Origin of the sequence: Rhodococcus sp. T9N (genome assembly GCF_024436645.1) — a bacterium.
Lineage (GTDB): Bacteria > Actinomycetota > Actinomycetes > Mycobacteriales > Mycobacteriaceae > Rhodococcus_F > Rhodococcus_F qingshengii.
Map to the genome: position 1 here is coordinate 96,271 of NZ_JAMSKS010000003.1, position 13,209 is coordinate 109,479.

14 protein-coding genes are annotated in these 13,209 nt (G+C 63.6%); 8 read left to right on the forward strand and 6 right to left on the reverse strand.

The features are described from left to right. Positions 1-3 precede the first annotated feature (3 nt). The 3 genes from M1L53_RS06855 to M1L53_RS06865 are packed head-to-tail and all read left to right on the forward strand — an operon-like array spanning position 4 to position 1,707. Positions 4-594: a TetR/AcrR family transcriptional regulator gene (locus tag M1L53_RS06855; RefSeq protein ID WP_037128521.1), complete on the forward strand. Its 591-nt coding sequence runs from the start codon at positions 4-6 to the stop codon at positions 592-594. Between the two features lie 49 nt (positions 595-643). Beyond that, the gene (locus tag M1L53_RS06860; protein ID WP_003939731.1) at positions 644-1,450 is read left to right on the forward strand and encodes an RNA methyltransferase; all 807 of its coding nucleotides are present in this window, start codon (positions 644-646) and stop codon (positions 1,448-1,450) included. Further along, positions 1,447-1,707, forward strand: coding sequence for a DUF2537 domain-containing protein (locus M1L53_RS06865; RefSeq protein ID WP_054188877.1), 261 nt, complete (start codon positions 1,447-1,449; stop codon positions 1,705-1,707). The genes M1L53_RS06860 and M1L53_RS06865 overlap by 4 nt, the downstream gene beginning before the upstream one ends. A gap of 20 nt (positions 1,708-1,727) precedes the next feature. On the opposite strand, the gene M1L53_RS06870 is transcribed toward M1L53_RS06865, so the two are convergent. From M1L53_RS06870 to M1L53_RS06885, 4 genes are all read right to left on the reverse strand, one after another. Further along, positions 1,728-2,513, reverse strand: coding sequence for a DUF6928 family protein (locus tag M1L53_RS06870; RefSeq protein WP_054188876.1), 786 nt, complete (start codon positions 2,511-2,513; stop codon positions 1,728-1,730). Positions 2,514-2,565: 52 nt separating this feature from the next. Continuing rightward, positions 2,566-3,507 carry a septation protein SepH gene (gene sepH, locus M1L53_RS06875; RefSeq protein ID WP_003940223.1) on the reverse strand — a complete coding sequence of 314 codons (942 nt, stop codon included), beginning with the start codon at positions 3,505-3,507 and terminating at the stop codon, positions 2,566-2,568. A gap of 200 nt (positions 3,508-3,707) precedes the next feature. Then, positions 3,708-4,829, reverse strand: a complete 1,122-nt coding sequence (gene serC, locus M1L53_RS06880; protein WP_007733484.1) for a phosphoserine transaminase — start codon at positions 4,827-4,829, stop codon at positions 3,708-3,710. 63 nt (positions 4,830-4,892) lie between these two features. Then, complete coding sequence (locus M1L53_RS06885; RefSeq protein ID WP_003940025.1) at positions 4,893-6,020, reverse strand: citrate synthase 2; 1,128 nt, start codon at positions 6,018-6,020, stop codon at positions 4,893-4,895. A gap of 244 nt (positions 6,021-6,264) precedes the next feature. On the opposite strand from M1L53_RS06885, the gene pdxH reads away from it, so the two are divergent. The 5 genes from pdxH (at position 6,265) to M1L53_RS06910 (ending at position 11,319) form a co-directional block, all read left to right on the forward strand. After that, positions 6,265-6,978, forward strand: coding sequence for a pyridoxamine 5'-phosphate oxidase (gene pdxH / locus M1L53_RS06890; protein WP_042451217.1), 714 nt, complete (start codon positions 6,265-6,267; stop codon positions 6,976-6,978). Further along, a complete protein-coding gene (locus M1L53_RS06895; protein ID WP_021332219.1) occupies positions 6,975-8,240 on the forward strand; it encodes an MFS transporter in 1,266 nt (421 codons plus the stop codon). The genes pdxH and M1L53_RS06895 overlap by 4 nt, the downstream gene beginning before the upstream one ends. 41 nt (positions 8,241-8,281) lie before the next feature. Then, entirely contained in the window at positions 8,282-9,229 is a 948-nt protein-coding gene (locus M1L53_RS06900; protein WP_054188875.1) for an aldose 1-epimerase family protein, read from the forward strand. Between the two features lie 358 nt (positions 9,230-9,587). After that, on the forward strand, positions 9,588-10,886 hold the full coding sequence (locus M1L53_RS06905) for a citrate synthase (protein WP_003940509.1): 1,299 nt from the start codon (positions 9,588-9,590) through the stop codon (positions 10,884-10,886). 70 nt (positions 10,887-10,956) lie between these two features. Next, a complete protein-coding gene (locus tag M1L53_RS06910; protein WP_003940440.1) occupies positions 10,957-11,319 on the forward strand; it encodes an FKBP-type peptidyl-prolyl cis-trans isomerase in 363 nt (120 codons plus the stop codon). Positions 11,320-11,411: 92 nt separating this feature from the next. Here M1L53_RS06910 and M1L53_RS06915 read toward each other — a convergent pair whose 3' ends face one another. Together M1L53_RS06915 and M1L53_RS06920 are read right to left on the reverse strand one after the other, a co-directional pair. Beyond that, positions 11,412-12,173, reverse strand: a complete 762-nt coding sequence (locus M1L53_RS06915; protein WP_007733480.1) for an ABC transporter permease — start codon at positions 12,171-12,173, stop codon at positions 11,412-11,414. Continuing rightward, positions 12,170-13,123 carry an ATP-binding cassette domain-containing protein gene (locus M1L53_RS06920; protein ID WP_054188874.1) on the reverse strand — a complete coding sequence of 318 codons (954 nt, stop codon included), beginning with the start codon at positions 13,121-13,123 and terminating at the stop codon, positions 12,170-12,172. Before M1L53_RS06920 ends, M1L53_RS06915 begins: the two co-directional genes overlap by 4 nt. Positions 13,124-13,209: the final 86 nt, after the last annotated feature.

Here is a 13,209-nt window from a genome sequence, read left to right on the forward strand (position 1 = left end):
GAAGTGGTGAAACGTAGCAGTCCGGATGAGCGGCGTGAAGAGATCGCCGAGGCCGTGTGGCGTGTGATCCGTCGAGACGGTGTGGCGAGCGCCAGCGTCCGGGCGGTCGCGGACGAGGCGAAGATGTCGACGGGGTCGCTACGGCACTTCTTCGCGACGCAGTCCGAACTCTTGCTGTTCGCGATGACGCTCGTGACCGTCCGGGTGGAGGAAAGGATTGCCGGCATCGACTTCGATCCCGACATCCGCCGCGCGATCCGTCAGTTCACCGATCAGTTCGTTCCCCTCGACCAAGATCGGCGTGAAGAAATGCAGGTTTGGGAGGCCTTTGCTGCTGCCGCCCAGACCGATTCGGCGTTGACGGCGGTGCGTGACGAGACAGACCGGACCTTGTTCGAGCACTTTCGTTCGTTCGTGGAAGCGGCGCATCGAGCGGGTTTTCTACGGCCGGGTGCCTCGGTCGACATCGAGGCGATGAGATTGCATGCGCTCGCCGACGGGCTCGCGTCGCACGGCGTCGACAATCCCGAGCGAACCAATCCAGAGGTGATCAGCCAGGTGCTCGACGCGCATTTTGTCACGCTGTTGCGCTAGGTCGGGAGTAGTGGTGGGGGGCTCGCGGTGCGTACGGCACGATAGACCCGTGGTTCACGTCATCGACATCTCAGATCCCGCCGATCCCCGGCTGGATGACTTTCGCGATCTCAACTCTTCGGATCGGCGCCCCGACCTGCCGGAGGGCAAGGGACTGGTCATCGCCGAGGGAGTGTTCGTCACTCAGCGACTGCTGACTTCGCGGTTCGAGCCGATCAGTCTCCTCGGCGTCGAACGACGGCTCCTGGAGCTCGCTGACGATCTCGACGGGGTGGACGTGCCGTTCTACCGTACGAGCGCCGAAGTGATGGCCGAGGTCGTCGGATTTCACCTCAACCGCGGCGTCCTCGCTGCAGCAGCACGCCCGGCACCGCTCGCGGTCTCGGACGTGTTGAAGGACGCGAAGACCGTCGTGGTTCTCGAAGGCGTCAACGATCACGAGAATCTCGGCTCGATGTTCCGCAACGCGGCGGGGCTCGGTGTCGATGCAGTTCTGTTCGGGAAGGGTTGTGCCGACCCGCTGTACCGGCGGTCGGTCCGTGTGTCGATGGGGCACGTGCTGCGAGTGCCCTTCGCGCATGTGGCAAAGTGGCCACACGACTTGGATGAGCTGCGTGGCAACGGTTTTCAGCTCATTTCCTTGACTCCGAATCCGGAAGCGGTCACTTTGGCCGAAGCGATGACCGGGGAGAAGGTAGCGCTACTGCTGGGCGCCGAGGGGCCAGGTTTGACCGAACATGCGATGCGGGCCACCGATATTCGTGCCAAGATACCGATGGCGCCCGGCACCGACTCGCTCAACGTCGCGACCGCAGCGGCGATGGCCTTCTACGAACGTGTCAGGACCGGCCGGTGACTCAGGACCGCACGCCCTGGTTCACCGGAAGCGCGGTGTCGGTGTTCGCAGCCATGCTCTCGACCAGTGCCGTCGCGGCGTTCTGTGTCGCGCTGGGCAACGTGAACGTGCTCCTGGCGGTTGTCGTCAATGTCATTGCGGTAGGCGGACTTGCGCCGACCGTCTGGCGCTGGCGAGCCGTCCCCGTCTGGCGATGGGTGGTCTACGGCGCGGTAGCCGGCGTACCGCTCGGGTGGATCGCAGCGATAGCCGCGTGAACCTGTGAGGCTGCTCGGCGCTACTTGAAGCCGAAGTACCGAGCGAGGCGGCCGCGCGGCTTGGCCACCAGTGCGTCGTGGATCGGCGGCATTTTTTCGGGCATGGGTACCTCTGTCGGCGCCTGCTCGGGCATCGGCGCGGGGGCTGGTGGTGCAGGTTTGGGTGCCTCGCCGGGTCGGTGAATCTTGAAGCCCCACAGGAGAATCTGCGTTGTGTCGAGTTCGTGTTCTCGCGGCGCGCCGGTGTATCGAAATCCCAGCCACTCGAGGTTGGCGGACTCCGCGAACTGTTGCGGGTGGAACGGAAGTGACTGCGGATCAGGCAGGATCCCGGGCGGGTAACGCAGGGGATGGTTGCCGGCCCAGAATTCCAGTTCCCAGGTCTGTGGGATCCCCAGATTTTCGACGATGTCGATCGGGATGGCACTGAACGAGCGTCGTAGCTCGCCGTCCTCCCACAGTGCAAACGAACCCTGCGCGGTTTCGGGGACGGAGCTGATCAACAGCGTCGAGCCCCCCTCTGCCGAAAGGTGCCAGGAATCAGGCAGTTTCGAGGGGACGAAGGTGCTGAGTTCGGAGCTGCAGACGACACTCACTCGACCGTACGCGCCGACGAAGACGTAGCCGGGGCTCACCGTCGCGGCCATCGACAGCGGCTGAGGCCCGAGCGACTCGAACTCCTTGTCCGGGTACAGCGACATGGCGATTTTCAGGGCCTCGGTCTGATCCGGCTGTGGGTACCTGCTCAATTCGGTGCGAGCGTCTGCGCCGCCCAGAAACCAGATCGTCGATACCCGTGCAGCCACCGGCAGCCCTCTCTCCTCAGCCTCGCTCGAAAGAAGAATACTTTCCTTCGGGTCAGCGACCGCTGCTGCGGACCCCGAGGAGTACGTCGTCCCACGAGGGAAGAGCAGGCCGTCCGCGCTTGTCCTTGGTCTGCGTCTGCTGCGGAGCGGTTTTCGGGGTCACATCCGGTGCGGGTTCGGGAACCTCTTCGGTGACGACGGTTTCCGGCTCGACAGCAATCGGTTCGGGCGCCACGATCCGTTCCGCCACCACCGTCCGCTCGGGGACTACTGTGCGCTCGGAAACTGCTGTCCGCTCGGAAACTGCTGCGGGCTCGGGCTCGATCTCCGCCACCGGTTCGACGTCGAATCGGGACAGTTCGAGCTGTTCCGGTTCGTTCGAGACCACCGGTACCAGGCCGCGGAGCGGGCGACCGAAGTCGGGATCGATCAAGTCGAATGCCGCGTCGTCGAGTGCGACGATCGTTCCGCCGTGCGCGTCGGGCTGGTAGCGCCAGTGCGCGGCGTTGGTGGTGCGGCCGGCCTGCCACTGCAACTGCGCGACCCACTGATTGTCCTCGTCGCGCCAGGCATCCCAGGTGGCCTCGTCGATACTGTGGCCGCGGGCGCGGAATGCGTGGGTCACGATTTCGGAGAGGGTGGGAACTGTCGGACCGTTGTCGCGCACCGGGTGTCCGCCCTGCGCCATTTCCGCGGCGCGGGAGCGCTCGAGCAGAACGGGGTACGCAAAGCGCTCGACCTTGCTGATGGGGATCTTCGCTTCTTCGGCGACCTGCTCTACGGAAGCACCGGAACGAATGCGCGCCTGAATTTCGCGGGGACGGAGTTGGCTTTCCATTTCGATCTCAATCTGGCCGAGTCGAGCCACGTCTCCGCGGGAAGCTGCACGAAGTTTGTCATCGGCGGGAAGCCGGAATTTCTGGCCGGTTTCAGCATCTGCGCACACCACATGCGATCCATCGGGTTCAAGTCCGATCACTCGAAGCTCTCGCACATTGACCTCCTTATCGCGCCGGCTCGCGACTTTGCGCCGCGCTCAACTGTAATTCATTCGTGACCATGGACTCGGCAGGACACGCAGGGCGAGATGACCTCGGATCCGCCCACCGGTGTGGTAGCTCACAAGGCCTGGCGCAAACGACGCTCGGCCCCCGACGTCATGCCGGGGGCCGAGCGGTGAAGCAAATGTGAAAATCAGCCGAGCTGAGAAACGACCCAGTCGATGCTCTTGGTGAGAGCGGTGACGTCATCGGGGTCGATGGCCGGGAACATGCCGACGCGCAGCTGGTTGCGGCCGAGCTTGCGGTACGGCTCGGTATCGACGATTCCGTTGGCGCGCAGGATCTTTGCCACCTCGGCAGCGTCGACGTCGTCGTTGAAGTCGATGGTGCCGACAACCTGCGAGCGGTGTGCCGGATCAGCGACGAACGGCGTTGCGAACTCACTGGCCTCGGCCCAGTTGTACAGGCGCGAGGACGAATCCGCGGTGCGAGCGGTAGTCCAGTCGAGGCCGCCGTTGCTGTTCATCCACTCGATCTGGTTGGCGAAGAGCAAGAGGGTGGCCAGGGCCGGGGTGTTGTACGTCTGATCCTTGGAGCTGTTGTCCACGGCGATGGGCAGCGAGAGGAAGTCAGGCGTCCAGCGTCCCGAATCCTTGATCTCCGCGACGCGTTCGAGGGCGGCCGGGCTCATCAGCGCGATCCACAGTCCGCCGTCTGCAGCGAAGCACTTCTGCGGAGCGAAGTAGTAGACGTCGGAATCGGCGACATTGACCGGAAGTCCGCCGGCGCCCGAGGTGGCGTCGATGGCGATCAGTGCGTTCTCCGAACCCGCGGGACGCGAGACGGGGATCGACACACCGGTGGAAGTCTCGTTGTGCGCCCAGCCGATGAGATCGACGGACGGGTCGGAGACCGGCACCGGTGCGCTGCCCGGATCGGCGGAAACGACGATCGGGTCACCGATGAACGGGTTGGCCTTGGCGACCGAAGCGAACTTGGAGCTGAATTCGCCGTTGGTCAGGTGCAGCGACTTCTCGCGGATGAGGCCGAATGCGGCCGCATCCCAGAACGCAGTGGTTCCGCCGTTGCCGAGGACGACCTCGTAGCCCTCGGGCAGTGAGAACAGATCGGCGAGGCCGGAACGAATGCTGGCCACAACGTTCTTGACCGGCTTCTGGCGATGGCTGGTGCCGAACACCGAAGCGCCCACCTCGACCAGGGACTGCAGCTGCTCGGGGCGAACCTTGGAAGGACCGCAGCCGAAGCGTCCGTCGGCGGGCTTGAGGTCGGCGGGGATGATCGGTGTGGAGGTCATCGCTTCTTTCTGTTCCTTCACTTGTGTTCTGTACTACCGTGATTGGCGAATTCGAGCGGGGTACTACGCGTGGCTGATCTGGTCCCAGCCCTCGACCGACTCCGGAGTACGGGGCGCCGGGCCGGTGTAGATGGCGGCCGGGCGTACCAGTTTACCGAGACGCTTCTGCTCGAGGATGTGTGCACACCAGCCGGCGGTGCGGCCACAGGTGAACATGGCAGGCATCATGTGCGCGGGAACCTCGGCGAAGTCGAGGATGACGGCGGCCCAGAACTCGACGTTGGTCTCGATCGCGCGATCGGGACGACGCTCACGCAGTTCTGCCAGTGCAGCCTGCTCGAGAGCTGCGGCAGCCTCGTAGCGGGGAGCGTTGAGGCGCTTGGCCGTGGCGCGGAGCACGCGTGCACGGGGATCTTCGGCGCGGTAGACGCGGTGTCCGAAGCCCATGAGCTTTTCCTTGCGGTCGAGGATTCCCTTGACCAGTGCGCGGGCGTCGCCGGTCTTCTCGGTCTCTTCGATCATCGGAAGAACGCGGGCCGGTGCGCCGCCGTGCAGCGGGCCGGACATCGCGCCGATGGCGCCGGAAAGCGAAGCCGCGACGTCGGCGCCCGTGGAGGCGATGACGCGGGCCGTGAAGGTGGAGGCGTTCATGCCGTGCTCGGCTGCCGAGACCCAGTACGCGTCGATTGCCTCGACGTGTGCCGGATCGGGCTCACCCTTCCAGCGAACCATGAAGCGTTCGGTGACGGTCTTGGCCTCGTCGATGCGGCTCTGCGGGACTGCCGGCTGGTAGATGCCGCGAGCGGACTGCGCGACGTACGACAGCGCCATGACGGATGCGCGGGCGAGCTGGTCGCGGGCGGTCTCGTCATCGATGTCGAGGAGCGGCTGGTAGCCCCAGATGGGAGCCAGCATCGCCAGTCCGGCCTGAACGTCGACACGGACGTCGCCGGTGTGAATGGGGAGGGGGAACGGCTCGGCCGGCGGGAGGCCGGGGCCGAAGCGGCCGTCGACGAGAAGGGCCCATACGTTGCCGAAGGTGACCCTCTGGCCGACCAGGTCTTCGATGTCGACTCCGCGGTAGCGCAGTGCGCCGCCGTCCTTGTCGGGTTCTGCGATATCGCTGGTGAAGGCGACGACGCCTTCGAGTCCGCTCACAAAATCGTCCGGTATTGCTGCGCTCGCTGCCATTCTCGTGGACTCTCCTCGTTCGAGTGCGCCAGGTCTACAGTCGCACTGCCTCAGCTTCAGTGACTGCGCCTCGGTGCTCGCAGGGATGAGCACGCACCGTGTTTTGTACTGCGCAATCGTCTCGTCCCGATTCGGCGCTGTCGCTGGTGCGGCTCGCGGTCCGGGTCGGGTCTAGCCACGGCAAACTTTAGCGCGTGCCGCGTAGCCGTTGGCCAGTGAGTACCCGGGAGTAGCGTTCTCGGCTGTGTCGAATGAACGTCAGGACCCGCAGGCGGTGGACAACGAACTCGCGGCCATGCGTGTGGGCTATCCGCAAGCAGGCAGCGAATCGGAGTCCGTCGAGGACCGCATGAGTGCGGAATTGGATACTTCGGTTGTCGAAACCGGTTGGCTGCCCCTCATGCGCCAATGGCTCGTGGACGCCGTCGAAGCTGACGCGCCGGAGCCCAACGCCATGACTCTGTCGACGGTGGACGACGGTGGCCGTCCGGCGTCGCGCACCGTGCTCTGCAAAGGGCTCAGCGAGGACGGCGTCCTCTTCTTCACCAACTACGGATCCGACAAGGCTCGTCACCTCGACGCCCACCCGTACGCGTCGGCGAACTTCACGTGGCTGACCCTTGCCAGGCAGGTGATCGTCCGCGGCACCACCGAGCGGGTGAGTGCTCAACTGACGCAGGAGTATTGGCGAACCAGGCCTCGAGGTTCACAGCTCGGCGCGTGGGCGTCGTCGCAGTCTCGTCCGATCGACTCGCGTGCCGATCTCGACGGGCAACTGCGTGAGGTCGCTGCTCGATTCGGCGTGGACGGTGAGATTCCGGTGCCACCGAACTGGGGCGGGATTCTGATTCGGCCCGAGTCCGTCGAGTTCTGGCAAGGACGCGCGAACCGCATGCACAATCGAGTTCGCACGAGCCTGGTCGACGGACAGTGGTCCGCCGTCCGTCTCCAGCCGTGAGCCGGCTACTCGCGGACACGACTCCGCTCGAGAATCGCGACTATCGACGGCTGTGGACGGCCGGCATCGTCACCGTCATCGGCGCTCAGCTCAGCGTGGTCGCCGTACCGCAACAGGTGTACGAGATCACCCGAAGCTCGGCCTACGTCGGTCTGACGGGAATCTTCGGTCTGGTCCCGCTGGTCGTTTTCGGTCTGTGGGGCGGCGCACTGGCCGACGTCATGGATCGACGACGGCTGTTGATGATCACCTCGATCGGACTCGGCGTCACGTCGGTGCTGTTCTGGATCCAGGCTGCCCTGAACGTGAACAACGTGTGGTTGGTGCTCGGATTGTTCTCGGTTCAACAGGCGTTCTTCGCGGTGAACCAGCCGACGCGAGCGGCGATCATCCCTCGGTTGATTCCGGGCAGGCAGTTACCGGCCGCGAACTCGCTGAACATGACTGTCGTGCAGTTCGGTGCGATAGCCGGCCCGCTACTGGCGGGTGTCCTCATACCGTCGGCCGGTCTGCAACTGCTGTACCTGCTCGACTCGATCTTTCTTCTCGCCACACTGTGGGCGGTATGGAAGCTCCCGGCGATTCCGCCGACCGGAACGTCTCGGCGAGCCGGATTGAGCGAGGTCCTCGGCGGTTTCACGTATCTCGCGACGCAGAAGGTTCTGCTCGCGTCGTTCGTGGTGGACATCATCGCGATGGTGTTCGGGATGTCGCGAGCACTGTTCCCGGAGATTGCCCACGAATCCTTCGGTGATCCCGCCAGCGGCGGTTTTGCGCTGGGACTGCTGTTCGCGGCGATGTCGGTGGGAGCCGTTCTGGGCGGAGTCTTCTCGGGTTGGTTGCCACGGGTTCAGTACCAGGGGCGAGCCGTTCTGGTCTGCATCGCGCTGTGGGGGCTGTCCATGGTCGGCTTCGGCGTTGCCGTGTACTTCGCGAGTCCCGGTTCCAGTGTGATTCTGCTCTGGGTGGCGGTCGCGTTCCTGGCATTCGGCGGAGCCGTCGACATGGTCTCGGCGGCTTTCCGCAGCACGATGCTCCAGCAAGTGGCAACCGACGACATGCGCGGACGACTGCAGGGCGTGTTCATCGTGGTCGTGGCAGGTGGTCCGCGTATCGGTGACGTGCTGCACGGCGGTGCGGCCTTCCTGTTCGGGACCGGTGTCGCGGCAGCGGGCGGCGGCTTCCTGGTGATTGTCGGTGTTGTCCTTTCTGCCCTCGCATTCCCGGCATTCGTTCGCTACAAGGTGGGACGCGCCGTCTGACGTCCTGGTTAACCGGTCGCTCGTGGTGGAAACTGGTACGTATGACTGCGCCGCACAGCACGGGTAGGGGAGGGTTCGAGATCCGTGGTGGAGGCTATCGAGCCGAGATCGCCGCGGCCGGTGCCGGGTTGCGGCTACTCGATCACGAAGGACCGAACGGTCAGCGCGCGCTGACCGAGACCTGGGCACTCGGATCGAAGCCACCGCTGTCGGCCGGATTGGTTCTCGCGCCGTGGCCCAACCGAATTCGCGACGGGCACTTCATGTTCGACGGGATCGAGCATCAACTCGAGATCACCGAACCTGCGCTGGGGAACGCGAGCCACGGGTTCGTCCGGCGTCGCAATTGGAGCCTCGTGGACCACACGTACGAGCGCGTCGAACTGTCGGTCGACGTGGGACTTCACAAGGGTTGGCCCTATCCGTTGCAGCTGACGGTCGCCTACGAGGTCGGTGCCGACGGACTGACCGTCACGCACACGGCCACGAACAAGGGTGCGACCTCGTCGCCGTTCGGGCTCGGAATGCACACCTTCATTCGCGCCGGCGACTTTCCGCTCGACGAATGTGCTCTGCATCTGGCATCAGGCACGCGGTTGCCGATCGATCCGGCGAGGATGCTGCCGAACGCGTATTCGCAGGCAGTCGCCGGTACGGACTACGACTTCCGGACACCGAGACTGCTTGCCGGGGTGCAGTTGGACACTCCGTACAGCGCATTGGACGTCGTCGACGGCAGTGGTCGCACGCAACACGAGCTGCTGGCTCCGGATGGAACGGGCACTGCCCTGTGGACCAACCGCGAGTTCCCGTGGATTCAGGCCTTCATCGCAGATCCCGCCAACGACAAGGGGTATCCCGACCGTGGGCGCGCATTGGCTTTGGAGCCGATGACCTGCCCGCCTGACGCCTTCAACTCGGGCATCGATCTCCTGGTGCTTCATCCGGGTCAGACGTGGACGGGTAGCTGGGGCATCAAGGCGCTGTGATCCGGCTCTCATACCGTGGGATCGTGTAACACCAAGTAGGCATCAGCCGATAACGATCGGTTTTCGGTACCCCGTGTCAGTGGTCCGGAAGGTCCGACGTTGCTCCCATTTGCGAATTGCAGCCGAGATTTGCAGATCAGTGTGGGTAAATGCGCGATTCCGTAGACTGGAGTACCGGTCACGCGAGTGGGAAAGCCCAGACTGGAACATGTTTCAGTTTCGGTGGGTATGTCGGGTTCGTGAGTACCCGAAAAATAGCCGTGGAGCGACCCTCCTTCGGCACGATCTCTCCCGTGCGACTAGTTTCTAGTTGATCGCATGTAGTTACTCGTTGGTTCGAGCTTGAGAGGGATCCTTCGTGCCCGCTGACAATGACACAAAGCCCACGCTTACTTACCCCGGTGGTGAGTACACGATGTCCATTGCCAGGGCAACAGAGGGCAATGACGGCATCGAGCTGGGAAAGCTGCTGGCCACAACGGGGTACACCACCCTTGACCCCGGTTTTGTGAACACTGCATCCACCAGTTCTGCAATCACCTACATCGACGGTGAGAAGGGAATCCTGCGTTACCGCGGATATCCCATCGAGCAGTTGGCAGGTAAGTCGACGTTCATCGAGGTCAGCTACCTGCTGATCTACGGCGAACTGCCGACCGACGCCCAGCTCGAGTCCTTCACGGACCGCATCCGTCGACACACCCTGCTTCACGAGGACCTCAAGCGGTTCTTCGACGGATTCCCGCGCAACGCTCACCCGATGCCGGTTCTCTCGTCCGCAGTGAACGCATTGTCGGCGTACTACCAGGATTCGCTCGATCCCGAGGATCCGGAGCAGGTGGAACTGTCCACCATCCGTCTTCTCGCGAAGCTGCCGACCATCGCTGCGTACGCGTACAAGAAGTCCGTCGGACAGCCGTTCCTGTACCCGGACAACTCGTTGAACCTGGTCGAGAACTTCATGCGTATGACGTTCGGCTTCCCCGCCGAGCCGTACCAGGGTGATCCCGAGGTCGCCAAGGCACTCGACATGCTGCTGATCCTGCACGCAGACCACGAGCAGAACTGCTCCACGTCGACCGTGCGTATGGTCGGCTCGTCGGACGCCAACCTGTTCACCTCCGTCTCGGCCGGCATCAACGCGCTGTGGGGCCCGCTGCACGGCGGCGCCAACCAGGCAGTGCTCGAGATGCTCGACGAGATCAAGGCCAGCGGCAGCACCGCAGCCGAGTTCGTCCGCAAGGTCAAGAACAAGGAAGACGGCGTGAAGCTCATGGGCTTCGGACACCGCGTCTACCGCAACTACGATCCGCGCGCTGCGCTGGTCCGCGAAACCGCGCACACCATCCTCGCCAAGCTCGGCGGCGACGACGAACTGCTCAACATCGCAATGCAACTCGAAGAGGCCGCCCTCACGGACGACTACTTCATCGAGCGCAAGCTTTACCCGAACGTCGACTTCTACACCGGCCTCATCTACCGCGCGATGGGCTTCCCGCCGCGCATGTTCACGGTGCTGTTCGCCATGGGCCGTCTGCCCGGCTGGATTGCGCACTGGCGTGAAATGCACGAGGATCCGGCTACGAAGATCGGCCGCCCGCGCCAGATCTACACCGGCTACACCGAGCGTGACTACAGAGACATCACGTCCCGCTGACGCGTGACCTAGCGATATCACCACCCGCTAGTCTTCTGTACCCAACATTTCGCCTCAACGAGGAGGACCCATGAGTAGCAAGCCCGTAATCGAGTTCCAGGAAGGCCCCGCGCCGACCGATCTGGTCATCAAGGATCTGGTTGTCGGAGAAGGCGCCGAAGCCGTTCCCGGTGGCACCGTCGACGTTCACTACGTCGGTGTCGAGTTCGAGTCCGGCGAAGAGTTCGACTCTTCCTGGAGCCGTGGCGAGTCCATTCAGTTCCCGCTTCGTGGCCTGATCAAGGGCTGGCAGGACGGCATCCCGGGCATGAAGGTCGGCGGACGCCGTCAGCTCACCATTCCGCCGGAGCTGGCATACGGCCCCGCCGGTGCAGGGCACCAGCTTTCCGGCAAGACCTTGGTCTTCGTGATCGATCTGCTGGACGCCAAGTAATCCACTGTGCGCCTTTATTAACCCCCCGCGGTTAATAAAGGCGCACAGCACAAGCAGCCCCGCACCGTCAGGTGTGGGGCTTTCTTGTGTGGTCAGCTCGCGGTCTTTCGTCGGTAGAGCCAGTTCGACCACACGAATCCCACGGCGGCGATGCCCAGGCACCACGCGAGGGCGATGGCCGCGCTGTTCCCGATCGGCGTGCCCATCAGGAGTCCGCGCACAGTCTCGATGATCGGAGTCACCGGTTGGTGCCGGGCAAACCCCTGCAGCCAGGACGGCATGGTCTCAGCCGGTACGAAAGCAGTGCTGACGTAGGGCAGGAACATGATGGCGAAGGTGAATCCGCTTGCAGCCTCCGGGTTCTTGGCCAAGAGTCCCAAAGCTGTCGAGAGGTACGACATGGCAAAGACGAAGGCGACGATCACAGCGGCGACGCCGAGCCAGCGCAACGGATCGCTGGTCGGGCGAAATCCCATGATCAGCGCAACGACGACCACGATCGCCGTAGTCAGGACGTTGCGGACGACGCTGGCCAGTACATGACCGGTCAGGACCGACGGCGGAGATATCGCCAAGGTCCGGAAACGGTCGATGATCCCGTCCTTCATGTCGCTCGAGACGCTGACCGCGGTGGTCGAGGCGCCGAAACCGGCGCACAGAAGGATGATTCCGGGCACTACGTAGTCGATGTACTCGCTACCGGTGTTGATGGCGCCGCCGAAGACGTAGACGAACAGCAGCATGAGCATGACCGGAAGGGCTATCGCGGTGATCATCGAATCCGGACTGCGCAGAACGTGTTTGAGATTCCGGCGGAGCATCACCGCGGAATCGATTGCAATGGTGGAGGTCATCGAACGCTCGCAATCTCGGGTTGGCCTGATCCGGTGAGCGCGAAGAACACGTCGTCCAGATCCGGAGTGTGAACGGAGAACTTCTCGACGGTGATCGACGGATCGTCGATCGAGTCGAGGATCGCTTTGATCGACGGAACTGCCCCGTCGGAAGGGATGTGCAGGGTCAAGGTCTCGGCATTCGAATGCGCCTGCGGCAGTGATGCCGCGGCGAGTTCGAGTTGGGCCAGGTTCTCGAATTGCAGTGCGACGTGGCCGCCGGGAACAAGGCGTTTGAGTTCGTCCGGTGTTCCCTCGGCGACGATGCGGCCGCCGCTCAGCACGCCGACCGTATCGGCCAATTCGTCTGCCTCGTCGAGGTATTGGGTGGTGAGGAAGATGGTGACGCCTGACGCTGTGAGTCCTCGAACGATCGACCACATGTCGTGGCGGCTTCGCGGGTCCAGGCCGGTGGTGGGTTCGTCGAGAAAGACGACGTCCGGTCGGGCGACGAGGCTCATTGCGATGTCGAGTCGTCTGAGCATGCCGCCCGAGTAGTTGCCGGCGCGTTTGTCGCCGAAGTCCGTCAAAACGAACTGGTCGAGCAATTCCTCGGCACGGCGACGGGAGTTCTTCCGGCCCAGGTGATTCAGTTCGCCCAGTAGGGTGAGGTTCTCGAATCCGGTCAGCAAGGTGTCGACGGCTGCGTACTGCCCGGTCACGCTGATGCGTCGCCGAACGTTCTGTGGATCTCCGGGCAGTGAATGCCCCGCGACCATGACCTCGCCTCCGTCGAAGGGGATGAGGGTGGTGAGAATTCTTACGGCCGTGGTCTTTCCGGCGCCGTTCGCGCCGAGGAGGGCGTACACCGATCCGGCCGGGACCGCCAGGTCGAGTCCAGCCAGTACCTGTTGATCGCCGTAGCGCTTACGGAGTCCGCGGACCGAGATTGCGGGGATCGTTCCTGACATCGAGACCTCCAAGTAAGAACTGTGTATGTCATAAACTCGTGTTTATAGCGTACACAGTTCTAGGATGATGGCAAGAGTGAAGAGTG